General features: G+C 73.5%; 21 protein-coding genes. 11 read left to right on the top strand and 10 right to left on the bottom strand.

Annotated features, from left to right (window positions below; translation table 11 throughout):
* The 6 genes from JT1_RS13540 to JT1_RS13515 are packed head-to-tail and all read left to right on the top strand — an operon-like array spanning position 1 to position 5907.
* Entirely contained in the window at positions 1–822 is an 822-nt protein-coding gene (locus JT1_RS13540) for a patatin-like phospholipase family protein (RefSeq protein ID WP_068327470.1), read from the top strand.
* Positions 819–1847 carry a 1-acyl-sn-glycerol-3-phosphate acyltransferase gene (locus JT1_RS13535; protein WP_068327466.1) on the top strand — a complete coding sequence of 343 codons (1029 nt, stop codon included), beginning with the start codon at positions 819–821 and terminating at the stop codon, positions 1845–1847. The genes JT1_RS13540 and JT1_RS13535 overlap by 4 nt, the downstream gene beginning before the upstream one ends.
* The gene (locus JT1_RS13530; RefSeq protein WP_169702009.1) at positions 1844–2803 is read left to right on the top strand and encodes an alpha/beta hydrolase; all 960 of its coding nucleotides are present in this window, start codon (positions 1844–1846) and stop codon (positions 2801–2803) included. The genes JT1_RS13535 and JT1_RS13530 overlap by 4 nt, the downstream gene beginning before the upstream one ends.
* A 9-nt stretch (positions 2804–2812) precedes the next feature.
* Complete coding sequence (locus JT1_RS13525) at positions 2813–3637, top strand: N-formylglutamate amidohydrolase (protein WP_068327460.1); 825 nt, start codon at positions 2813–2815, stop codon at positions 3635–3637.
* Entirely contained in the window at positions 3634–4824 is a 1191-nt protein-coding gene (locus JT1_RS13520) for a peptidase MATCAP family protein (protein WP_068327458.1), read from the top strand. Before JT1_RS13525 ends, JT1_RS13520 begins: the two co-directional genes overlap by 4 nt.
* A gap of 42 nt (positions 4825–4866) precedes the next feature.
* Entirely contained in the window at positions 4867–5907 is a 1041-nt protein-coding gene (locus tag JT1_RS13515; protein ID WP_068327455.1) for a glutathione synthetase, read from the top strand.
* 40 nt (positions 5908–5947) lie between these two features.
* On the opposite strand, the gene pheA is transcribed toward JT1_RS13515, so the two are convergent.
* Genes pheA through JT1_RS13500 form a run of 3 tightly spaced genes read right to left on the bottom strand, consistent with a single transcriptional unit; the run spans position 5948 to position 8558 of the window.
* Complete coding sequence (pheA, locus tag JT1_RS13510) at positions 5948–6880, bottom strand: prephenate dehydratase (protein WP_068327452.1); 933 nt, start codon at positions 6878–6880, stop codon at positions 5948–5950.
* Between the two features lie 20 nt (positions 6881–6900).
* The gene (locus JT1_RS13505) at positions 6901–7308 is read right to left on the bottom strand and encodes a DUF4446 family protein (RefSeq protein ID WP_068327449.1); all 408 of its coding nucleotides are present in this window, start codon (positions 7306–7308) and stop codon (positions 6901–6903) included.
* Positions 7305–8558, bottom strand: a complete 1254-nt coding sequence (locus JT1_RS13500; RefSeq protein WP_255218328.1) for a glycosyltransferase 87 family protein — start codon at positions 8556–8558, stop codon at positions 7305–7307. The genes JT1_RS13505 and JT1_RS13500 overlap by 4 nt, the downstream gene beginning before the upstream one ends.
* Positions 8559–8612: 54 nt before the next feature.
* Here JT1_RS13500 and JT1_RS18980 point away from each other — a divergent pair, with 54 nt between their 5' ends.
* Entirely contained in the window at positions 8613–10784 is a 2172-nt protein-coding gene (locus JT1_RS18980; RefSeq protein WP_255218327.1) for an alkaline phosphatase family protein, read from the top strand.
* 45 nt (positions 10785–10829) lie between these two features.
* Here the strand turns inward: JT1_RS18980 and JT1_RS13490 are convergent, their stop codons facing one another.
* From JT1_RS13490 to JT1_RS13475, 4 genes are all read right to left on the bottom strand, one after another.
* Positions 10830–11765, bottom strand: a complete 936-nt coding sequence (locus tag JT1_RS13490) for a hypothetical protein (RefSeq protein ID WP_169702008.1) — start codon at positions 11763–11765, stop codon at positions 10830–10832.
* A 133-nt stretch (positions 11766–11898) separates the two neighbouring features.
* Positions 11899–13338 (bottom strand): MptA/MptB family glycosyltransferase, encoded by a 1440-nt coding sequence (locus tag JT1_RS13485; RefSeq protein ID WP_068327438.1) that lies wholly within the window; start codon positions 13336–13338, stop codon positions 11899–11901.
* Positions 13335–14024 carry a glycosyltransferase gene (locus JT1_RS13480; RefSeq protein WP_068329271.1) on the bottom strand — a complete coding sequence of 230 codons (690 nt, stop codon included), beginning with the start codon at positions 14022–14024 and terminating at the stop codon, positions 13335–13337. Before JT1_RS13480 ends, JT1_RS13485 begins: the two co-directional genes overlap by 4 nt.
* Positions 14025–14038: 14 nt before the next feature.
* Positions 14039–14920 (bottom strand): DUF5926 family protein, encoded by an 882-nt coding sequence (locus JT1_RS13475; RefSeq protein ID WP_068327435.1) that lies wholly within the window; start codon positions 14918–14920, stop codon positions 14039–14041.
* Between the two features lie 101 nt (positions 14921–15021).
* On the opposite strand from JT1_RS13475, the gene JT1_RS13470 reads away from it, so the two are divergent.
* Entirely contained in the window at positions 15022–15501 is a 480-nt protein-coding gene (locus tag JT1_RS13470) for an ATP-binding protein (RefSeq protein WP_068327432.1), read from the top strand.
* A gap of 1 nt (position 15502) precedes the next feature.
* Here the strand turns inward: JT1_RS13470 and JT1_RS13465 are convergent, their stop codons facing one another.
* Positions 15503–16180 carry a thermonuclease family protein gene (locus tag JT1_RS13465; RefSeq protein ID WP_068327429.1) on the bottom strand — a complete coding sequence of 226 codons (678 nt, stop codon included), beginning with the start codon at positions 16178–16180 and terminating at the stop codon, positions 15503–15505.
* Between the two features lie 192 nt (positions 16181–16372).
* On the opposite strand from JT1_RS13465, the gene rsgA reads away from it, so the two are divergent.
* The gene (gene rsgA, locus JT1_RS13460; protein ID WP_068327426.1) at positions 16373–17458 is read left to right on the top strand and encodes a ribosome small subunit-dependent GTPase A; all 1086 of its coding nucleotides are present in this window, start codon (positions 16373–16375) and stop codon (positions 17456–17458) included.
* A 7-nt stretch (positions 17459–17465) separates the two neighbouring features.
* Here rsgA and JT1_RS13455 read toward each other — a convergent pair whose 3' ends face one another.
* Together JT1_RS13455 and JT1_RS13450 are read right to left on the bottom strand one after the other, a co-directional pair.
* Complete coding sequence (locus JT1_RS13455) at positions 17466–18575, bottom strand: DUF2330 domain-containing protein (RefSeq protein WP_068327423.1); 1110 nt, start codon at positions 18573–18575, stop codon at positions 17466–17468.
* 66 nt (positions 18576–18641) lie between these two features.
* The gene (locus JT1_RS13450) at positions 18642–19664 is read right to left on the bottom strand and encodes a pirin family protein (RefSeq protein ID WP_068327420.1); all 1023 of its coding nucleotides are present in this window, start codon (positions 19662–19664) and stop codon (positions 18642–18644) included.
* A 190-nt stretch (positions 19665–19854) separates the two neighbouring features.
* Here JT1_RS13450 and JT1_RS13445 point away from each other — a divergent pair, with 190 nt between their 5' ends.
* Together JT1_RS13445 and JT1_RS13440 are read left to right on the top strand one after the other, a co-directional pair.
* Positions 19855–20778: a pseudouridine synthase gene (locus tag JT1_RS13445; protein ID WP_068327416.1), complete on the top strand. Its 924-nt coding sequence runs from the start codon at positions 19855–19857 to the stop codon at positions 20776–20778.
* Positions 20779–20949: 171 nt separating this feature from the next.
* Positions 20950–22059 (top strand): SMP-30/gluconolactonase/LRE family protein, encoded by a 1110-nt coding sequence (locus JT1_RS13440; RefSeq protein ID WP_068327413.1) that lies wholly within the window; start codon positions 20950–20952, stop codon positions 22057–22059.
* Positions 22060–22131 lie beyond the last annotated feature (72 nt).

Below are 22131 nucleotides of genomic sequence, written 5' to 3'. Positions count from 1 at the left end.
ATGCCCATGACCGCCTTCGTCCTCGGTGGCGGTGGCGTCCTCGGAGCGACCCAGGTGGGCATGCTGCGCGCGCTGCTCGCCGCGGACATCACGCCCGACCTCGTCGTCGGCACGAGCATCGGCTCCGTCAACGGTGCCTTCATCGCCGCCGACCCGACCGCCGAGGGCGTCGAGCGGCTCGAGGGCCTGTGGCGCGATGTCGTCAGCTCGGGGGAGATGAACGAGAACCCCGTGCGGCAGGCCGCGCGCTTCGCGAGGCACCGCACGCACGTCATGCGGCGCGGGCTCATCGCGGACCTCGTCGAGCGGCACCTGGGGGTCGACCTCATCGAGGACCTGCCGGTGCCCTTCCAGTGCGTCGCCGCGGAGATCGAGAGCTCGGCGTCGCGGTGGTTCACGTCCGGCCGGATCGGGCCGGCCGTGGCCGCGAGCTGCGCGGTGCCCGGTCTCTTCCCGCCCGTCCAGATCGACGGCGCGCACTACTACGACGGCGGGCTCGTGCACTCGATCCCCGTGGGGCGGGCGATGGCCCTGGGCGCCACCGACATCCACGTGCTCCAGGTCGGACGGGTCGAGCAGCCGCTCCTCGCGCCGACCAACCCGCTCGACGTCGGGCTCGTGGCCTTCGAGATCGCGCGTCGGCACCGCTTCGTCGAGGAGATCGCGGAGGTGCCCGACTCGGTGCGCCTGCACGTGCTGCCGAGCGGCGTGGACCGGACCCCGACCGCCTCCCTGCTCGGGCAGGGGTCGGTGGCCAAGGTCGAGGACCGCATGGCCCGGGCCTTCGCGGCGACGACCGGCTACCTCGAGGGTCGGGCGTGAGGATCTCGGCGCTGCCCTCGCTGCCCGCTCCGCCGATGTGGCTGCGGCTGCTCCTGCAGGCGCTCTACCCGTTCGTCGGCATCGTCGTGTCCCTGCTCTTCGTCGTCATCACCCCCTGCCTGCTCCTGCTGTGGCCGTGGGACCGGCGGCTGGCGCTCCTGCGCTGCCTCTTCCTCGCGCTCTACGTCATGTGGGAGGACATCGGGCTGGTCGTCGAGTGCTGGTACCTGCGCCTGCGCTCCCCGCGGGGGACGAGCCCCACGTGGGACGCGGACCACCTCGAGCTCATCCAGCGGGCGCTCGACCACGTGCTCTTCACGGCCCGGCGGGTCGTCGGGTTCCACGTCGAGATCGAGGGGGAGCTGACCGTCGGCCGTCCCGGCCACCCGCTCGTCGTCATCTCCCGGCACGCCGGCCCGGCCGACTCGCTCGCCATCGCCTGGCTGCTCGCCTCGACCGCCGGGCGCATCCCCCGGGTCGTCCTCGCCGACGCGATGCTGTGGGACCCGGGCATCGCGATGGTGCTGCAGCGGCTCGACTCCTACTTCGTGCCCTCGCGCTCCGGTGCCGGTGACGACCGGGCGCGTGGCGTCGCCGAGCTCGCCGCGACGCTCACCGCCAAGGACGCGATGCTCATCTTCCCGGAGGGTCGCAACTGGACCCGGGAGCGGCACGAGGTGCAGGTGCGTCAGCTCAAGGCCCGCGGCGAGGCCGAGCGGCTCGCCACCGCCGTCGCCCGCCCCTGGGTCCTCGAGGCCCGCTCCCGCGGCGTCGCCGCGATCCGCGAGCGCGCCCCCGAGGCCGACGTCATGGTCATCGCCCACACGGGGCTCGACATGATCTCCGGACCGGCCGCGGTCGTGCGGGCCGTGCCCTTCCGCAACCGGCTGCTCCTCCGCGGTCGCACCTTCCGCAGCGAGGACGTGCCGACGGACCCGGACGAGGTCGCGGTCTGGCTCGAGCGGCAGTGGGGCCAGGTCAACCACTGGGTCGACACGCACGTGAGCGGACGGGAGCACCTGTGAGGGCGTGGTTCCCGCCCACGGTGAGCGCCGTGGCGGTCGCGGCCGCGGCCGCGGCGGACAACCGGGTCCACCGGTGGCCGCTCACGCCGCGGACCACCCGGTGGCTGCGGGCGAAGGGGGCGAAGCAGCGCCTCGCCGGGTTCGAGGCGGACCGAGCCGGTCTGGGCGTCGGGACGCGACGCGATGCGCGGGGGCACCTCGTCATGGCGACGCCGGGGGCGAGCGAGGGCGCGTGGGTGCTGTGGGTCCACGGCGGCGGCTTCTGCTGGGGCTCGGCGCATGACGGGACCGGGCTGCGGCTGGCGGCCGGGCTCGGCCGGCCGGTCGTCTCGGTCGAGTACCCGCTCGCTCCCGAGGCGCGCTTCCCCGTCGCCGTCGACGTCTGCCTCGAGGCCTACGTGGCGGGGGTGGAGGAGCGCGGCCCGCGGGTCCTGCTCGGCGGCGTCTCGGCCGGCGCCAACCTCGCCCTCGGTGTACTGCAGCGCATCCGGGAGCTGCGAGCGGCCGGTGACGGGCCGCCGCTGCCGCTCGGGATGGTGGCGCTGACCCCCTTCGGGGACCTGGCGGGAGAGGGCGACAGCCACCGGGTCAACGAGGGCCGCGACGCCTACATCCGGTGGCGGGGGCAGCAGGAGCGGTTCGCCCGGGCCTACGCCGGCGACGCGGACCTGCGCGACCCGCTCGTCTCACCCGTGCACGCCGACTGGTCGGGCGGGGCACTGCCGCCGGCGATCTTCACGACCGGCACGCGCGACCTCTTCCTGTCCGACACCGCCCGGATCCACACGGCCTGGCGGGCCGCCGGCGGGGAGGCGGACCTCGTGCTCGCCGAGGGGCTGTGGCACTCCTACCTCTCCGACCCCCGGCTGCCCGAGTCGGCGGCGCTCACGGCGCGGCTGCTCGACTGGTGCGAGGGCGCGTGCGACGGTTCTTCCCCGCGGGCTCCCATGCTGTAGACAACAAGCATGTCCGAAACCCGCGCTCCGCAGGCCACCCACGATCTCCCCGTGCTCTCCGTCGACGGCGACTGGAGCGGCCAGCTCGTCGCCACCGCCGTCCACGCCGGCCACGACCTGCGACCCGAGGTCCACGAGCAGATGGTCCTCGACGAGGAGGTCCGGCTCCGCGAGGAGGACCCCTTCACCGACCGCTTCATCGAGCGGCTGCCGGCTCGTCTCGTCGTGCACCGGTCGCGCTTCGAGACCGACCTCAACCGGGTCCGCGAGGAGGCGGTCTACCGCGAGCCCGAGGACGCCTGGGGGCTCGACATGTGGCGCGGCGGCCGGCTCCCGGACGACATCGCCGAGCGCTCGCTGGAGGTCTTCGACGAGGTGTACGACGAGCTGGGGCGTCGCTTCGACGAGATCGCGGCCCGCGGCCCCTTCGTCGTCTACGACGTCCACTCCTACAACCACCGTCGTGACGGTGCCGACGCCGTACCGGGCCCCCAGGAGGACAACCCCGACGTCAACGTCGGCACCGGCAGCCTCGACCGGGAGCGCTGGGGCAGCGTCGTCGACACCTTCATGGAGCACGTCGAGCTGTCCGGCGGACGGCTCGACGTGCGCGAGAACGTCAAGTTCCGCGGGCGCGGTATCGCGCAGTGGGCGCACGCGCGCTACCCCGACCAGGCCGTCGTGCTGGCCATCGAGTTCAAGAAGACCTACATGGACGAGTGGACCGGCGAGCCCGACGACGAGCGCATCGCGGCGATCGCCGCGGCCCTCGCCGCCACCCGGGGCCCGGTCCTGGCGGCGCTGGAGCGGCTGACCGAGGGGGCCACGGCATGAGCGAGGACGCCGCGGCGCTGCGCAGGGTCAGCGTCAACGACCTCGCGATCGACCACGCCCTCGCCCAGATGTCGGGGTCGATGCGCTTCCTGCTCGACGTCACCCCCGTCAACGCCGACGACATCAAGGCCGAGTTCGTCGCCGGCAGGGTGAGCGAGCCGCGCTTCGTCTACCGCGAGCTCGAGGCCGACCAGGAGGTCCTCAAGCAGGTCGTCACCAACATCGACGTCAGCCAGGTCGAGGACACCACGCTCGCGTCCCTCCTGCGGGCCAAGCACCGTGAGCTGCTGCTGCAGATCGACATGCTCATGGCACGGGACAGCGACGTCTTCCGCCAGCTGAGCACCGAGCTCTACGGCGGGACCTCCCCCCGCCTGCGGGAGCAGGCGGAGAACATCCTCGCCGCCGTCCCCACCCCCGAGACGAAGGGGGAGGGGGTCACCGCCGAGGAGTTCCTCGGGCTGGCCCAGGCGGAGATCGACCACTACACGGGGATCGACCCCGGCATCGACATCCACGCAGAGGTCCGTGACGACGTCAACGGCGTGGTCGTCTCCGGCAACACCCTGCTCATCGACCCCGACGCGACCGTCCAGCGGGCGCGGGCCGACGCCCTCCTCCAGCACGAGGTCGGGACCCACCTCGTCACGCAGGTCAACGGCTCGGCCCAGCCCATCCAGGTGCTCGGCACCGGTCTCGCCGGCTACGACGAGACCCAGGAGGGCCTGGCGGTGCTCGCCGAGATCGGGTGCGGCGGTCTGACCCCCTTCCGGCTGCGGCAGCTCGCGGCCCGGGTCGTCACCGTCCACCGGATGACGGGGGGTTCCTCCTTCGTCGAGGCGTGGGAGGGACTCGTCGACGCCGGGTTCCCCGAGGCCAGCGCCTTCACCACGACGATGCGCGCCTACCGCTCCGGGGGGCTGACCAAGGACGCCATCTACCTGCGCGGCCTCGTCGACCTGCTGGACCACCTGAGGGGCGGCGGCACCCTCGATCGCCTGTGGCTCGGCAAGTTCTCGCTCGACGACCTGCCGCTCATCGACTCGCTCGACGAGGCCGGCATCCTCAACCCCCCGCGGATCCTGCCGCGGTGGCTCGACGACCCCTCGACGGCGGACCGGCTCGCGGCCGCCGCCGAGTGCTCCGACGACGTCACCCGGCTGCTGCCCCCGAGCGTCCACGCCTGAGCCACCCCCTTCGTCCCCCACCTGACCCAAGGAGAAGCCCGCATGAAGATCGGATTCGTCGTCAACGACGTCCTCACCGAGGAGCCGTACTACACCACCACCCGCCTGGCGATGACCGCCCACACGATGGGCCACGAGGCCTACCTCATGGGCCTCGGTGACTTCGCCTACGAGCCCGACGGCTCCCTCTCGGCGCGTGCCCGCACCGGCGCGGCGAAGGCCTACAAGTCGCTCGAGCGCTTCCTGGCGGACGTGCAGAAGCCCAAGATCGAGGAGCAGATGCGCATCGACGAGTTCGACGTCGTCATGATGCGCTTCGACCCGGCCGACGACGCCGAGGACAACCCGTGGGCGGGCAACGCGGGCGTGGCCTTCGGCCAGCTCTTCGCGGCTGCCGGCGTCCTCGTCGTCAACGACCCCACCTCGCTGGCCAACGCGCTCTCCAAGGCCTACTTCCAGCACTTCCCGGAGATCGTGCGGCCCAAGACCCTGATCTCCCGCGACGAGGCGCTCATCGAGCAGTTCGTCGGCGACCTCGGCGGCCGGGCCGTGCTCAAGCCCCTGCAGGGCTCCGGGGGCAGCGGCGTCTTCCTCGTCGACCGCAAGGAGTCCCCCAACCTCAGCCAGATCATCGAGGCGATCGCCCGTGACGGCTACGTCGTCGCCCAGGAGTACCTGCCCGAGGCCAAGGACGGTGACGTGCGCATGTTCGTCATGAACGGCCGCCCGCTCGAGGTGGACGGGCAGGTCGCCGCCTTCCGCCGCAGGAGCACGAGCAAGGACCTGCGCTCGAACATGTCAGCCGGCGGCAAGGCCGTGAAGGTGACGATCACCCCCGCGATGCGCGACCTCGTGGAGGCGGTGCGCCCCAAGCTCATCGCCGACGGCATGTTCCTCGTCGGGCTCGACATCGTCGGCGACAAGCTCATGGAGGTCAACGTCTTCAGCCCCGGTGGGTTCGGCTCGTGCGAGCAGCTGTACGGCATCGACTTCGTGCCCGCGGTCATCGCCGACCTCGAGCGCAAGGTCGCCGTCGGCAAGCACTACGCGGACATCGCCAACACCCGCCTGGCGACGCTCTGAGCGGCGCCCGGCCGGCGGGCGCCGACCTCAGGCTTCGACCTCAGTCGCCGAGCCGCCGCAGCCGGTCGAGCCAGTCACGGGCGGCGACGAAGGCCGCGTCGCTCGTGATCGGGTCGACGGTGATCGGGGTCCCGGCGGCCGCCGGGTAGGAGCCGAGGAAGCGCACGTCCGCGCAGACCCGGTGCAGGCTCATCAGCGCGGCACCGACCCGCTCGTCCTGCACGTGCCCCTCGAGGTCGATCGAGAAGCAGTAGGAGCCCATCGACTTCTTCGTCGGGCGGGACTCCAGCCGCGTCATGTTGATGCCCCGCACCGCGAACTGCTCGAGCAGCTCGAGCAGGCCACCGGCCCGGTCGGCGCGCTGGTAGAGCACGACGGTCGTCTTGTCGCGGCCGGTCGGGGCGGGCAGCCAGTCCGGCCGCGCCACGACGACGAACCGGGTGACGGCGTTGGTCATGTCGCCGATGTCGTGCGCCAGCACCTCGAGCCCGAAGTGCTCCGCGGCGATCAGGGCGCACACCGCGACGTCGTAGCCGAGGTCGTCCGGGTGCTCGGCGAGGTCCTTGGCCGCGGAGGCGGTCGAGAGCGTCGGCACGTAGATCGCCTGCGGCGCCTCCTTGCCGGCCCACCCGCGCACCTGCGCCCACGCGTGGCTGTGCGTGCCGATCGCGCGGACCCGGCCCAGGTCCGTGCCCGGTCGCGCGCACGCGACGAAGGTGATCGGCACGAGCACCTCGCCGACGACGACGAGCGGGTCGCCCGAGGCGAGGGCGTCGAGGGTGGCCGAGACACCCCCTTCGACGCTGTTCTCGATGGGCACGACCGCCGCGTCGACGTCGCCGGCGCGCAGCGCGTCGAGCGCGGCGTCGACCGACCCGAGCGGCACCTGCTCGTGGGCCGCGTCGGCCACCCACGACAGCAGCGCCTGCTGGGTGAAGGTGCCCTCGGGTCCGAGGTAGGCGTAGCGGGTCATGTCTCCTCCAGTGGTCGGGGTCAGGCGTCCGGAGACCCGGTGCGGGCCGCCGCGAGCGCCTGACGCTCCTCGGGGGTGAGGGTGGCGTCGGCGTCGCCGCCGACGACGCCCTTGGCGTAGGTGCGGGACTCCCCGCGGCCGTGGATGCTGCTGAGGACGAAGCCGTCGCCGGTGTCGTCGACGACCGCGGCGGAGAAGCTCAGCCGCCCGCCCATGTCGCCGAAGGCGTCGTAGCGCACGACGGCCACGTGCCGCAGCGCCTGGGCGAGCTCGTGACGAAGGGCGACGAGGTCACCGTCGCCGACGGGCGCGCGCTGCTCGAGCACCCCGACCCGTTCGGTGAGGCGGCGCACCCCGGCGAGGAGCACGACGACGCACAGCAGGGCGAGCGCGAGCCCGCCCAGCAGCGCGATCTCGACGGCACTCATGCGGTCACCCTAGGGGCTGGGTCGGGCCCGTCGACCGGCGTCTCGTGGGCGCGCTCGCGGTCGGTGCGCAGCACCGCCCAGCCGAGGAGGGCGAGGACGACGACGCTGCCGATGACATTGCCCTCGACGAGGAGGTCGCCGACCCAGGCGGGGGAGCGCCCTTCGCGCTTCCAGAGCACCCCCCAGAACGGCATCGTGCAGACGAACCACGCGACGACGACGGCCGCGGCCGCGACCCGTCGCACGTCCGGGCAGGCCCGCAGCACTGAGACGCCGAGGATCGCCGGGACGATGACCATGATCCAGTGCAGGTGGTGCACCCAGGAGACGGGCGAGAGGAGGAACCCGGCGAGCCCGATCGCCGCGGCCTCGGCCACCCAGTCACCCTGCCGGTACGCGCGGTGGCCGACCCAGAAGACGAGCGCGCCCATGACGAGCAGCCACGGTGCCCACGCGAGGGTGAGCTCGGTGCCCTCGAGGCCGCGCCGCAGGAGCGTCGCGCGGAAGGCCTGGTTGGCCGAGCCGTCGTTGGGTCCCAGACGGGTCGGGTCGGAGAGCGCGCCGCCCCAGAAGGCGAAGGAGGCCTGCGGCAGCACGAGCCACGCCGCGACCGAGACGAAGGTCGCCGTCCCGATCGCCCACCCGGCCTCGCGCCACCGCCTGTTGAGGAGGTAGTGGATGACGAAGACGCCCGGCGTGAGCTTGATGGCCATGGCCATCCCGACGAGCATCCCCGGCGGGACCTGCATCAGCCAGCGGTGCCGCGGCCGCTGCAGGTCGAGCAGGATCATCAGCACGAGGAAGGCGTTGACCTGCGCGAAGCGGATCCCGTCGCCGACCGGCTGCGTCCACAGGAACCCGGCAGCGACGACGCCGACGAGCACGGGCGCCCACCGGCCCACGCGCTCGCGGAGCCGGTACCAGGCGATCCACGTGATCGCGACGTTCGCGAGGAGCTGGGTGATCGTCCACCCCCACGCCGCGACGGGGAAGGGGACGAGCGCGAGGGGCACCGACAGGAAGGCCGCGATCGGCGGGTAGGTGAAGGGGAGCAGCTGCGGTGGCTGCGTCATCTGCGCGTAGATCGGGCGCCCCTGGAGCACCGACAGGCCGCCCTCGCGGTAGACCTGCACGTCGACCTGCCACTGGTCCTGCGGGAAGAGGAAGAGGAACTTCGCGACCGGCCAGGCCGCGACCAGAACGAAGAGCACCACCCCGAGCAGCAGGTGCGGGCGGCTCACTCGGGTCATGGCCTCCATTGTGTCCGACGCGGATCCGCGTCGGCCCATCACTACGGTGGGTCCATGCTCCGCCTCGCCCTGCTCGTCCTCGCCGGCCTCGTGCTGCTCGGCGCTGCGACGCCGGCGCAGGCCGCGGACGCTCCCCGCGACGTCGTCGTCATCGGCGCGCCCGGCCTCTCGTGGAGCGACATCACGACGAAGGGGGCCCCAGCCATCCACTCCTTCGCCGGCGACGCGGCGGTCACCAACGTCAACGTCCGCTCGACGTACTTCACCTCGTGCCCGAGCGACGGCTGGCTCGGTCTGTCGGCGGGCACCCGCGCCGCCGAGCCGCGTGATGTGACGCGGGGACAGCTGCGCGCTCACCCGCGTGCGCTGCCGCGCTGCTCGCCGCTGCCGAGCCTGCCCGGCCCAGGGTCCGGCCCCGAGCTGGTCGCGGTCGACATGGACCGCGAATTCTGGCGCGGCCTGTCGCAGGGCGTCGCGGCACAGGGCTTCGACGCCCGGATCGGGGTCCTCGGCCAGGCCGTTGCCGACGCCGGCGGGTGCATCGCCGGCTCGGGCGACGGCGCGGTCCTCGCGATGCCGGACCTCGAGGGCGTCATCCCGCACGGTGAGCCCGGCGTCCACGAGACCTGCGCGATCACGCTCGTCGGCGCGCCGGCGGTCACCGTCCCCGCCGCCCCCCGTGACCTGAGGAGGGACGAAGGAGCCTCGAAGGTGCGCGCCGACCAGGTGACGGCGGTCGACGAGACCGTCCGCGACGTCCTGACGACCGCGCACCCGGACACCGTGGTGCTGCTCGCCGGCCTCTCCGACGACGGCGGCCAGCCCGGCCTGCGGGTCCTCGCCATGGGTGGCGGCGGCACCGAGCCCGGGTGGCTGCACTCCGACTCGACGACCCGGGACGAGATGGCGCAGGTGGCTGACGTGACGCACACGGCGGTCGCGATCGCCGGGATCACACCCCCTGACGGCATCGCCGGTCGCGAGCTCGTGCCGGTCGGCGACACGGGGTCCTTCGCCGAGCGCCGCGCCCGGCTCGTCGACGACGACACCCAGCTCCGCGAGGCGGACCGGGTGATCCCGCCCTTCTTCCGGGGCTTCGGGGTCGGGCTGGCGCTCCTGCTCGTCGCGGCCGCGGTGGCGTGGCGGTTCGCACCGCGCGCCCGGCCGGTCGTCACCGCGGTCACCGGGGTCGTGGGGCTGGCCGCGATGGCCCTGCCCGTCTCGACCTACCTCGTGACACGGACGCGGTGGTTCGCCACGGACGAGCCCTTCGCGGGGTTCGTCGCGCGGGTGGTGGTCATCGACCTCGTGGTCGTCGCGCTCACCCTGCTCGGGATGCTCGTCCTCGGGCGGCGGAGAGCGCCGGACTCTCCCTTCGCCCCAGCGCTCGTGCCGGTCGGGGTCGTCGCCGGCCTCACCTGGCTGGTCCTCGCCGGCGACCTGCTGCTCGGCAGCGGTCGGATGACGATGCTCTCCGTCCTGGGGCTGCTGCCGCTCGACGGCGGGCGGTTCCACGGGTTCGGCAACGTCCCCTTCGCCATCTTCGTCGCCTCCGCCTTCCTGCTGGTCACGGCGCTCGTCAGCCCGCTGCTCGCGGCGGGGCGGCGCCAGGCCGCGGTCGGGGTCGTCCTCGTGCTGGGCGGCGCGACCTTCCTCGTCGACGCCTGGCTCGGGGCCGACGGGGGTGGGGCGCTCGCGCTCATCCCCTCCGTGGTCTACCTGGTGCTCGCGGTGGCGGGCGTGCGCGTCACGTGGGCCCGGGTGCTCGGGATCGGCGTGGTGACCGCGGTCGGGTTCCTCGCGATGGCCGGCGCCGACTGGTTGCGGCCGGAGGAGCAGCGCACGCACCTCGGCCGGTTCTTCGGCACGCTCCTCGACGGCGACGCGTGGGCGATCATCGTGCGCAAGCTCGAGACCAACGTCGACCTGCTGCTCGGCCCGGAGCGCGCCGCCCTGCTCGTGCCGGTCGTGCTCGTCGCGGTGATCTGGGTGCTCGCGCGCCCGGACAGCGCCCTGGGCCGCCGCGTGTCACCCCTGCTCGATGCCCACGCCGGCCTGCGCGTCGGCCTCACGGCCCTCGTCGTGGCGCTGACCGTCGGCTTCCTGCTCAACGACTCCGGCACCGCGATCCCGGCGGCTGCCGCGCTCGTCCTCGCGCCCGCGCTCGTCGTGCTGTGGGCGGCCGGCACCACGCGCGCCCCCACCCGCACCGGCGGTTGGGGGTGATCCCGACCGGATGATCGGTCGGGATCACCTCGACCGAGCGGGAAGTCAGGGCGTGCTGAGCCTGCGCGGGTAGCAGGCGTTGTCGAGCTCGACCCCGCTGAGCCACGAGAACTGTGCCTCGCACCACATCTCGGCGTCATCACGCGAGGTCAGCCAGCCGGGGTCGACGATGGTCATCCAGATCTTGTCGTCGTCGGCGCCGACCGTGCTGCCGAGGTCCTCCGCCTTGAGTAGGTAGACCTCGTCCAGCGGGTACGTGCTCACGACGGCCTGGTGCAGCTCGAGGATGTCGGGCAGACGGAAGACGTGCGACCCGCTGCTCGTCAGCTGTCGGTCGTCACGGGTGCCGTCCTGCTTCGCCGAGAGGCTGACGCCCCAATCGCCGTCGGTGACCAGTCGGCCGAGGGACTCCTCGCGCAGGTCGTTCAGCTGGTCCGCGGCGCTCAGTGGGGCGGCGGTCGTCGTCACCGTGGTCGTCGGGGGTGGGGACGCCGTGGTCGTCACGGTCGTCGTGGGCGGCGGCGTGCTCGTCACTGTCGTCGTGGGCGGCGTGCTCGTCGCCGTCGTCGGGGCGGTCGTCGCCGAGCCGGCGGTGGTCGTGTCGTCGTCCTGCGAGGCGACGAACCACAGGGCGCCGGCTCCGGCACCGAGGAGGACGACGGCGGCGAGGCACGCGGCGGCGATGAGCCCCCACGCCGGGCCACCGGGGCGGCCACCACCGGGGGGCGCCATCGACGTCCGGCCCGCCGGGGGCGCGGCCGGAGGAAGCGTCGTAGGCTGCTGGACGAGCCAGTCCTCCCACGAGCTCTGCGGCGTCTCCTGCGCCCACGACGGCCCGGGGACCGCCGGCAGTTGGGCCCGGGTCGGCTCGTCCTCGGCCCAAAACCGGTCCGCGCCGTCCTCACCCGCAGCGGGCATCCGCGCCCCGCACCGCGAGCAGAAGGTCCCCTCGCTCGTCGCCCCGCACCCCGCGCACTCCATGTCGCTCCCCCTCAGGTCCCCACCGCTCAGGAGCCGAGTGTAGATCCACTGGTGGATTCTTGACCATTGCTTGACCATCGATCTGGACCCGCACCGTGGTTCGAGGTGTCCCCGACCGGACAGTCGGTCGGGATCACCTCGATCCGGTGGACCGGCGCCACATCACGGCTATGACGACCCAGACCGTGAGCGTCGCGAGCGGTGAGGCGACGAAGCGGAAGCCCAGCGTCACCGTCTCGATGTCCTCGGGCAGGCGCACCCGGCCGGGGACGTAGGCGAGCGCGAGGACGCTCGAGCGGGCGAGGAGCACCAGCAGCAGGGGCCGGAACCGCTCCCAGCCCTCCCGCCCGAGCAGCCCGACGAGCACGGCCGTCGCGAGCCACTGCGGCAGCTCGTACCAGGGCAGCACGTACCCGGCGCCGAGCGCGTAGGCCGTCGACAGCACGAAGAGCACCCGCACCGCGACCACGTCGGTGAGCCCGGCAGTGATGTGCCACAGCGCGACCGCGAGCAGGACGCACCCGATCGCGGCCAGCCAGGTCGTCACCGAGCGGGCGCTCCCCTCGCCGAGCACGACGTCGAGCGCCGTGTAGACCGCGCGCCAGGGCATCGCGTACGAGATCCCGCCGCCGGCGCCGACGACCCGGGAGATCGCGTGGGTGCCGACGGCCAGGTGCGTGGGGACGAGCACGAGGAGCGCGCCGCCGACGAGCGCGAGGGCCGGGCGGAGCCGCGCGGGGCCGGTGTCCCGGGCGAGGATCGCCCACAGCAGGGCGATGCCGACCACGCCGGCGGTCAGCTTGGTGCTCGCGGCGAGTCCGACGGCCAGCCCCGCGAGGAGGGGCCTGCGGGCCAGGCCGAGGCCCAGCGCGGCGGCCATCGCGACGACCGCGAGGACGTCGACGTGCGCGCCGAGCACGCCCGCGCCGAGGACCAGGACATTGGTCGTCCACCAGCGGTCGACGGTCGCGCGGTCGGTGCCCAGGCGCACGAGCAGCTCGCGGGTGCCGAGCCACGCGGCCACGACGAGGACCTGCCAGACCTGGACGACCTGCCGGGCGGTGTCGCCGCCGAGCCGGCCCGCGAGACCCATGAGCCACACCGCGAGCGGCCCGTAGACGCTCGGGGCCTCCCGCCACGGGGCCTGGACCAGGCTCACGACCGGGTCGAGGCCGTCCTGCCAGCTCGCCGGGACGACCGACCAGGGGTCGCCGCCCTCGACGAGGATCCGCCCGTAGGCGGCGTAGTTCGTGTGGTCCGCCGTGCCGAAGGGGGCCGTGAGCAGGACGAGCGCAGCGAGCAGCGCCAGGTGCCACCACCGCAGGCGAAGGGGGCTCGGCCGCCGCACGTACCGCCACAGCGACGCGGCACCGAGCAGGTAGCCGGTCGTCTGCAGGGCGACGACGGTCCAGCCACCGAGCTGCCACGGCAGGTCCGGCGAGGCCCAGCCGGGCGGGCCGAGCGGTGGGAGCGCGAGCGACTCCCCGCTCGCGCCGACGAGCAGGAGCAGGCCGATGCCGGCGACCAGCAGACCCACGCCGAGCGGGTCGCGGTCGGTGCGGGCCCGCGTCACGACAGGAAGCGCCGGGCGAGCAGCGCGCCCGAGACATCGCGCAGCTGCATGGCCCGGTGCACGCGCCCCTTGATGTCGTTGCCCGTGCGGCGGTGGGTCAGCTCGACGGGCACCTCGACGACCCGGCGCCCGGCGCGCAGCACGTCGACGAGCATCGCCGCCTCCACGCCCCAGCCCGTGGCGAGCGGCGTCGCGTCCGCGAAGGTCTCCCGGGTCAGCGCGCGCATGCCGTTGAGCGGCTGCTCGATCGTGCGTCCCGTCATCGCCTCGATCTGCGCACGGGCGAGCCGCACGACCCGCCCGGCGCCGAGCGAGGAGGCGCTGCGCGGGATGTTGGCGACGGCGAGGTCGGCCGTCCCCGCGAGGACCGGCACGAGCAGCGGCTCGAGGTTGGCCGCGGAGGGGCCCAGGTCGGCGTCGGCGAAGAGCAGCACGTGCGGACCGGTGCCGGTGCGCTCCTCCTCGGCGGCGAGCCTCGCCACGCCCGTCTCGAGCGCGGCGGCCTTGCCCTGGTTGGCGGGGTGCCGCGCGACGAGCGCACCGGCATCGGCGGCGTTGGCGGCCGTCGCGTCGGTGGAGCCGTCGTCGACGACGACGACGAGGGCGACGTCGTCGAGGCCGAGGAGTGCCGTGACCGTCGACGCGACGAGGTCCGCCTCGTCCTTGGCCGGCACGATCGCGGCCACCCGCGCACCCATGGTCAGCGCAGCGTCACCTGGCGCGAGATCAGGCCGGACCGGGCCCGACGCTCCTCGGCGGTGAGCTCGTCGGTGGATGCGGCAGCCGTCGCGTAGCGCGCGGCGAAGTCGGCCACGGCACCCTCGTGCTCGGCCGGCTCGGAGTCGGGGGCGACCTCCCAGACGGGGACGATGAGGCCACCGGCGCGGAAGGCACCGAGGAGGCGACGCTCCTCGTCGAGGTGGGCCTCCCCCTTCGCGTGGAGGCGGGCGAGGGCGGTCGTCGCGGTCTCCTCGTCGTCGGCGAGCACGTGGCGGATGTACGTGCGCTCGCCGATGCGGCACCAGTACGTGCTCGGGGTACCGGCGACGGGGGTGCTCGGGACGACCGACTCGTTGGCGCGCTCGAGGGAGGCCGCCGCCTCGCCGGAGACCTCCTGGCCCTCGACCCAGAAGTTGAAGCCCTCGTGCACGGTCAGCTCGAAGGGCGCGGAGGTGTCGACGAGGTCCTGCAGGCGCGGGGTCTCGGCTGTGGTGCGCGGCAGCTGCGCGACCGGGGCACCCGGCTCGGTGGCGAGGGCGGTGAGCAGGGCCTGGGCCATGTCGCGGCTCGGGTCGCCACTCGCGGACCCGGCCTGGGTCGCGACGAGGATCTCGCCGGTGTCGCGGCGCAGGGCCGGCCATGCCATCGGCAGCACCGTCGCGAGCGTCACCGTCTCGGGCGAGCCCTCCGGCACCGCCGCCGGGTCGAGGTGGAGCGTCGCCGTGGCGGCGGGCAGGATCTCGTACGCCGCCACCCAGTCCGGCTCGCCCGGCAGCCCCGCGAAGGGGCGTGCGACATACGGCGCGGGGGCGACCTTGGTCTTGCCCTGCGCGTCCTTCTTGCGTCGTGAAGCCTTACCCATGGCGGTCAGCGTAGGCCGTGAGGGGGTGGGAGTTGGGCCGCACCGCCGGGGCGGGGACAATGACGGGGGCCAGCGACCGCAACCGAGGGAATCCGCACACCATGTCCGAGGCACACGACCGCCGCACCGACGCGCCGAAGCTCGACTCCTTCGGCGGCGAGATCGGTCGCGGCCAGGCCCGCACCATCCGCGCCCGCTGGGAGCTGCAGACCGTCACCAAGGTGCGCGAGGCGATCGCCCTCGACCTCGTCGCCCGCGGGGTCGGCGAGCACGTCGTCGGCGAGGCGGAGCTCGTCGTCACCGAGCTCGTGACCAACTCGCTGCGTCACGCGACGCCCCTGTCCGACCGGACCGTGCGGGTGCACTGGAAGGCCCGCGGGGACAACGTCGAGGTCGAGGTGAGCGACGGTGGCTCCGACACCGAGCCGGTCCCCGCCGCCCGGGCGGTCTGGGCTACCTCCGGGCGCGGCCTGCGGATCGTGCGCAGCATCGCCCACGAGTGGGGCGTGCAGCGCGACGACAAGCAGACGACCGTCTGGGCCGCGCTCGGCGGCCCGTCGCGCCGCAGGGTCGGCCCCTGACCTAGACCTTGGACTTGCGCCAGCCGGCGTTGCGGGCAGAGGTCTCGGTGCAGAACCAGCGCTCGCCCTTGCCGAGGTCGATCTTGGTCACGCTGTAGTAGCGACCGCCGGGCACGTGGTAGATCTTCTCGCCGCTGCTGGAGATGTTGCCCTTGATCTTGCCGACGCAGGTGGAGGTCGGGGTGGGCTTCGGCCTGGCGCACGCACCCCACAGACCGCGCGCGGCGGCCTTGGCGGAGGACTGTGCCCGGCGGTGCGAGTACTGGCCCTTGTAGGCGCGGCTGTACGTGTACTCGCGGGCGTAGCCACCCTTGATCATCGTGAGCGCGAGCGAGGTGCCGCCCGGGGTGTAGACGTGCCGCAGCAGCCGGCCGTACCTGTCCTTGTTGCCCTGGGTGCCGTCGGTCCTGATGTAGACGGTGCCGCCCTTGGTCAGCTGCGCCATCCGGGACGTGGCCTGGCTGCCGTAGCACTCGCGGGGGGAGATCTCCGGGGCGTCGAGGCCGATGAGGCGCACCGGGGTCGAGCGGCCCTGGTAGCGGATGCGGATGGTGTCCCCGTCGGTGACGCTCACGACCTTGGCGGCGTAGCTGCCCTTGGGTACGGCTGGGGCGGCCGTGGCGGCGGGGGCGGACAGGACGAGGGCAGCGGCAGCGAGGGCAGCGGTACGGCGGATCACGGCAGGGGCTCCGGGGGTGAGGGTGTGGCGAGGAGTGGCGAAGGGAGGAGATCTGGACCGGCGGGAGGGGTCACCGTCGGTCGTGAGCGCATCCTCGCGGCAGGAAGTTGATCTGTCAATGGTTCCTCGCCGAGGCGGCCACGGGCGGTAAATCGCTGGCGCCCGCCGCGGCCCGGTGCCACCTTGGACGGGATGACGGACTCCACCGAACTCACCTCCCTCGGCTGGGACGAAGGGAGCGCCGCTGCCCTCGACGAGATGGCGACGGGCGCCCCCTTCGTCCTCGTGCCGGGACGCGTCGGCCGCGTCGACCGCGGCCGGGTCACCGTGCACACCGCCGACGGCGCCGTGCCGGCGCTCGTCCGCCTGCCCGCCGGCAGCGCCCTCGAGGACCAGCCGACGACCGGCGACTGGGTCGGGCTCGAGCGCCGTCCCGACGGTGACGTCGTCCGCGCCGTGCTGCCGCGGCGGAGCGCGATCGTGCGCAAGACCGCCGGCGAGCGGTCCGACGCGCAGGTCATGGCCGCCAACCTCGACCACGTGCTCGTGGCGGTGCCCTTCGAGACCCGGGTCAACCTCTCGACGATCGAGCGCTACCTCGTCGTCGCGTGGGAGTCCGGGGCGCATCCGCTCGTCGTGCTCACCAAGGCCGACCTCGCCTTCGACCCCGACGCCACGGTCGCCGAAGTGCGGGCCGCGGCGCCCGGGGTGGGCGTGCTCGTCGTCTCCGCCGAGACCGGCGAGGGTGTCCCCGAGCTCGCGGCGGCGCTCGCCGGTGGCACGACCGCCCTCATCGGGCAGTCCGGCGCGGGCAAGTCGACGCTCGTCAACGTCCTCGCGGGGCAGCCGGTCCAGGCCGTCTGCGACACCCGGCAGGACGGCAAGGGGCGCCACACGACGACCGCGCGCGAGCTCGTCCTGCTCCCCGACGGGGGCGTGCTCATCGACACCCCCGGGCTGCGCTCGATCGGGCTGCACGAGGACGGCGAAGGGGTCTCCCTCACCTTCCCCGACGTCGAGGAGCTCATCGCCGCCTGCCGCTTCACCGACTGCGCGCACGAGACCGAGCCGGGCTGCGCGGTGCGCGCCGCGCTGGAGGGCGGCGAGCTCGACGAGCGGCGCTGGCACAGCTGGCAGAAGCTGCAGCGCGAGGCCGAGTGGATCGCCATGCGCACCGACCCCGTCGCCCGGGCGGCCGCCCGCAAGCGGTGGGTCGCGCTCGGTCGCGGGGGCAAGGCGCAGGCGGCGCTCAAGCGGGGGCAGGACCCCTTCGGCTGAACCGGTCTCAGCGCCGCGCGGACCGCGGTCCCCGGACCAGGCGCACGGCCAGTGCCGGCACCCCGACGAGCAGGGCCAGGACGGGCAGGACCACCACCCAGAAGAAAAAGGTCCCCCACGAGGGCACGAACACCCTGAGGTACCAGGGGTAGTCGACCTCGACGAGGGTCTGCCGGCGGTAGGTCCGGTCGGTCGCGGAGCGGGTGAGGGTCATGTCGCTCGTGACGTCGTCCGGCCGGACGTACGCGTCGAACCGCGTGACGAAGGGGGCGCCCTGCGTGAGCTCGGCCAGGGTCGAGCCCCGCGGGACATCGGCCGCACGCAGCGGTCCGGCGAAGGCGACCTCGGGCTCGATCGCCCCGAAGTCGACCTCCGTGCGGTGCTCGGTGAGGGTGTAGACCCGCAGCGTGCTGACCGATATGGCCTGCGCCTGCATCCGCATCGGGTAGACGATCTCGCGAGAGGGGAAGGTCGCCCGGATCGGCTGGAGCTCGCCGTCGAGGGCGTGGGGTGCGTCCGGGCCCGCCGTGAGGCGGATGGCGGCGATGACCCAGCCCTCGCGCAGGTACGGGCGGGTCGACTCGACGACCTCGTCACGCACGCGGTAGCCGTTGTCCTGCAACCACTGCGTCAGCGTGCCCGTGGACGTCGACGTCAGCTGGGTGGCCGTGAAGGGTCCGAGCTCCCGCTGCTCCAGGACGCGCACGCTCGGCGGCGCTCCGGCCGTGGTGCCTTCGCCGGCCGGAGCGCCGCCGATCACCGGGAGCTGCAGGCCGCGCAGCACCTTGCGCTCGACGACCTCCGGGCGGGTGGCCCGGGCCAGCTGGCCCAGGGTGTCGACGTCGGCGAGGTCGAGCTCGGCCCTCGCCGGCAGGGGCAGGATGAGCGCGACGTCCTGGGCCGAGGTGAACATGTCGAAGCTGAGGACGATGTCCTCCGTCTCGCCGTCGTGCCGCACGACCGCCGACTCCTCGTTGACGGACACGCTCTCGCCCTCCGGCGCCTCGACGCCTCCGCACGCGCAGGCCACGGCGGGCGCGGCCACGCCGACGGCCTGCACGAGCGTCACGAGCAGCGCGATCGCCAGGGCCCGCAGGCCCGTCCTCGAGATGGTCACGTCATCCCCCTTCGTCCCCGCCAGTGTGGTGCACGGGCGCGGCGGGACGAAGGGGGAGGGCTCCCCTCAGAGGACGTCGTGACCGGGGCGGTCGCCCCGGGACATGGCCTCGGCGATCTCGAGCGCCGAGCGGACCCTGGGCGTCTTGGGGATGACCCCGAGGCGCCCGGCCTGGAAGTCCTCGAAGGCCGTGACGAGCTCCTCGCGGGTGTTCATGACGAAGGGGCCGTACGCGGCGACGGGCTCGCGGATCGGGCGGCCGCCGAGCAGCACGACCTCGAGCGAGGGGCTGCGCGAGTCCTGGTTGTCGTCGGCGGCGATCTCGAGCGCACCGCCGGCGCCGAAGACGGCGAGCTGGCCCTCGCGGATCGGTCGGCGCTCCGGGCCGACGACGCCCCGTCCGGACAGGACGTAGGCGAGACCGTTGAAGTCCTCGCGCCACGGGATGTGCATCCGGGCGCCGGGCGCGATCGTCGTGTGGATCATCGAGATCGGGGTCGTCGTGATGCCCGGCCCCTCGTGGCCGTCGAGCTCGCCGGCGATGACGCGCAGCAGCGTGCCGCCGTCGTGGCTGGAGAGCAGGCCGACCTGGCCGGAGCGGATGTCCTGGTAGCGGGGGTCGGCCATCTTCTGGTGGCTCGGCAGGTTGACCCACAGCTGCAGACCGTGGAAGACCCCGCCGCTCACGACGAGCTCCTCCGGCGGGGCCTCGATGTGCAGCAGGCCGGACCCGGCGGTCATCCACTGGGTGTCGCCGTCGGTGATCAGGCCGCCACCGCCGTGGGTGTCCTCGTGGGCGAAGGTGCCGTCGATGATGTACGTGACGGTCTCGAAGCCGCGGTGCGGGTGCCAGCTCGTGCCGCGGGCCTCGCCGGGGGCGTACTCGACCTCACCCATCTGGTCCATGTGGATGAAGGGGTCGAGGCGGGCCATGTCGACGCCGGCGAAGGCACGGCGGACGGGGAAGCCCTCGCCCTCGTGGCTCTGGGGCGCCGTGCTCACCGAGAGCACCGGGCGCGAGACGGTGTCCGGCAGCGGCTGGGTCACGCGGGGGAGGGTGAGGATGTTGTCGACGGTCACGGCGGGCATCGGGTGCTCCTTCGGGGTTGCGGTCCCTTGGTCCAACAGTAGTTGAAAATCAAACATTCCGTGGTCCCTGAGGAGGTTGCGCAGCAACCGTCCCCCCCGGTCCCTGAGGAGGTTGCGCAGCAACCGTCCCCCCGGTCCCTGAGGAGGTTGCGCAGCAACCGTCTCGAAGGGCCGGTCTAGTCTCGCGTGCGTGCCCCCACGTTCACCCCTGCCTGCGCGCCACGGTCTCGCTGCCGCGTGGGTGCGCACGCTCGACCTCGACCACGGTCGTCCGCGGCCGTGGTCCACGATGTCGGCCTGGCTGCGGGGCACCTCCCCCGAGGGTGTCGACGTGGACGGGATGCTCGCCGCGGGGAGGTTCGTCTACGAGGACGCCACCCCGGTCCTGCCCGGGGACGTCTACCGCCCGCACACCTTCGTGTGGTTCCACCGCGACCTGCGCGACGAGGTCGAGGTGCCCGGCGAGCTGACGGTCCTCCACCGCGACGAGCGGCTGCTCGTCGTGGACAAGCCGCCCTTCCTCTCCACCATCCCGCGCGGCCGGCACGTGCGGCAGAGCGTGGTGGTCCGGCTGCGCGACGAGCTCGGCCTGCCCGAGCTCTCCCCGCTGCACCGTCTGGACCGGGTGACCTCGGGCGTCCTCATGCTGGCGACGGAGCGACGGTGGCGGGGGCCGTACCAGTCGCTCTTCGAGCAGCGACGGGTGCGCAAGACCTATCTCGCGCTCGCCCCGTGGCGCGAGGACCTGGCCCTGCCCGTCACGGTCAGCAACCACATCCGCAAGGAGCGCGGGGTGTGGCAGGCGCAGGTCGTCCCCGACGCACCGGTCAACGCGGAGACCCTCGTCGAGGTCGAGTCCCGCACCGGCGACCTCGCGCTCTACCGGCTGACGCCGCGGACCGGACGCACCCACCAGCTGCGGCTCCACCTGCACGACCTCGGCATCCCGATCGTGGGGGACCCGCTCTACCCCGACGTGCTCGACGTGTCCGTCGACGACTTCACCCGACCGCTCCAGCTCCTCGCCAGCACCGTGGAGCTCGTGGACCCGGTCGACGGGCGCGAGCGGAGGTTCGTCAGCGCCCGGCAGCTGCCGCTCTCCGCGCAGGCCTGAGTCGCGATCGCTGACGACGGCGACCCACCCGCCGACCGCTTGCCGAACGCCGGCATCCGTGCCACTCTCGATCTCCATGTAGCGAGTGCTACATGGAGTCTGCAAGGACGCAGGCCGACGGTGCGCGTCGTCCGTGGCGTCCCTGCACCGATGTGACCAGGAGCGCCACACATGACAGCACGCCCCAGACTCGCCCTCCTCGCCACCGCGGTCGTCGCGGTCGGCGGGCTGGGCGCCGCCGCCACGGCCACCGCGGCCCCGGCGGGACCCCCTTCGCCCGCCGTGTCCTTCTTCGACGGTCCGGCGAGCCCCGAGGACCTCGTCACCCTCCCGGGCACCGACACCGTGCTCGCGAGCGGGCTCGCCGCCGACCCGCTGTCCGACTCCTCGGTCGGCCACCTGTACGCCATCGACAGCCGCACCCGTGAGGCCACCGAGATCTGGCCCGACAGCACGTGGGGCGTCGACCACGACCGCGCGCTCTACGGCGACTGCCCCGGCCCGCCCGACCCGAGCCTCGCGTCACCGCACGGCATCGCCGCCGAGCGGGGCGAGGGTGGGACCTTCGACGTCTACGTCGTCAACCACGGCGGGCGCGAGGCCATCGAGGTCTTCACCCTCGACCCGCGCGCGGACAGCCTCACGTGGCGCGGCTGCGTCGAGATGCCCGCGGGCACCTTCGCCAACGGCGTCGCGCCGCTGCCGCAGGGCGACGGGCTGGTGGCCACCGACTTCTTCGACCCGACGCTCTCCGACCCCTTCAGCCAGATCTTCAGCGACACCGCGACCGGCAGCCTCCAGCGCTGGGAGCCCGGCACGGGCTGGTCGACGGTCCCGGGCTCGAGCACCTTCGGGCCCAACGGCGTCGTCGTGAGCCAGGACGGGTCGAGCGCCTACGTCGCCGAGTGGGGGCGCAACCGGATCCACCGCATCCCGCTCGAGGGGTCGCGGCCCGGGACGACCCGCGCGGTCGCCGACGTCGACCTCATGCCCGACAACCTGCGGTGGTCGCGCTCGGGCGAGCTGCTCGTCACGGGCCAGGACTTCACCGTCGCGGACGTGCAGGCCTGCCAGCGCGACGACCTGGCCAACTGCCCCACCGGTCTGGACGTCTACGCGATGGACCCGCGCACGATGGACGTGCGCACGGTCTGGTCCGGGGACCCCGCGGGCTTCCGCGCGCCCACCGTCGCGACCCAGGTCGGCGGGGAGCTGTGGGTCGGCGCCGTGAAGGGTTCGCGCATCGGCGTGGTCGCCCCCTTCGCCGGCCGCTCCCGCTGACCACCTGACGACGCCTTCGCCCCCACGTCACCCGGTCGGGTGGGTGGGGGCGAAGGGCGTGGTCCGGGGGCG

Source organism: Janibacter terrae NBRC 107853, from assembly GCF_001591405.1.
In the GTDB taxonomy this organism is placed as follows: domain Bacteria; phylum Actinomycetota; class Actinomycetes; order Actinomycetales; family Dermatophilaceae; genus Janibacter; species Janibacter terrae.
The sequence above is the reverse complement of the archived record's forward strand: the minus strand, read 5'-3'. Positions and strand labels throughout refer to the sequence as shown.

Excerpts from the sequence above, each read along its gene's own strand:
- JT1_RS13540 (WP_068327470.1), top strand. The coding sequence starts at position 1 with ATGCCCATGACCGCCTTCGTCCTCGGTGGCGGTGGCGTCCTCGGAGCG.
- JT1_RS13525 (WP_068327460.1), top strand. The coding sequence starts at position 2,813 with ATGTCCGAAACCCGCGCTCCGCAGGCCACCCACGATCTCCCCGTGCTC.
- JT1_RS13520 (WP_068327458.1), top strand. The coding sequence starts at position 3,634 with ATGAGCGAGGACGCCGCGGCGCTGCGCAGGGTCAGCGTCAACGACCTC.
- JT1_RS13515 (WP_068327455.1), top strand. The coding sequence starts at position 4,867 with ATGAAGATCGGATTCGTCGTCAACGACGTCCTCACCGAGGAGCCGTAC.
- pheA (WP_068327452.1), bottom strand. The coding sequence starts at position 6,880 with ATGACCCGCTACGCCTACCTCGGACCCGAGGGCACCTTCACCCAGCAG.
- JT1_RS13505 (WP_068327449.1), bottom strand. The coding sequence starts at position 7,308 with ATGAGTGCCGTCGAGATCGCGCTGCTGGGCGGGCTCGCGCTCGCCCTG.
- JT1_RS13500 (WP_255218328.1), bottom strand. The coding sequence starts at position 8,558 with ATGACCCGAGTGAGCCGCCCGCACCTGCTGCTCGGGGTGGTGCTCTTC.
- JT1_RS18980 (WP_255218327.1), top strand. The coding sequence starts at position 8,613 with ATGCTCCGCCTCGCCCTGCTCGTCCTCGCCGGCCTCGTGCTGCTCGGC.
- JT1_RS13490 (WP_169702008.1), bottom strand. The coding sequence starts at position 11,765 with ATGGAGTGCGCGGGGTGCGGGGCGACGAGCGAGGGGACCTTCTGCTCG.
- JT1_RS13475 (WP_068327435.1), bottom strand. The coding sequence starts at position 14,920 with ATGGGTAAGGCTTCACGACGCAAGAAGGACGCGCAGGGCAAGACCAAG.
- JT1_RS13470 (WP_068327432.1), top strand. The coding sequence starts at position 15,022 with ATGTCCGAGGCACACGACCGCCGCACCGACGCGCCGAAGCTCGACTCC.
- rsgA (WP_068327426.1), top strand. The coding sequence starts at position 16,373 with ATGACGGACTCCACCGAACTCACCTCCCTCGGCTGGGACGAAGGGAGC.
- JT1_RS13450 (WP_068327420.1), bottom strand. The coding sequence starts at position 19,664 with ATGCCCGCCGTGACCGTCGACAACATCCTCACCCTCCCCCGCGTGACC.
- JT1_RS13440 (WP_068327413.1), top strand. The coding sequence starts at position 20,950 with ATGACAGCACGCCCCAGACTCGCCCTCCTCGCCACCGCGGTCGTCGCG.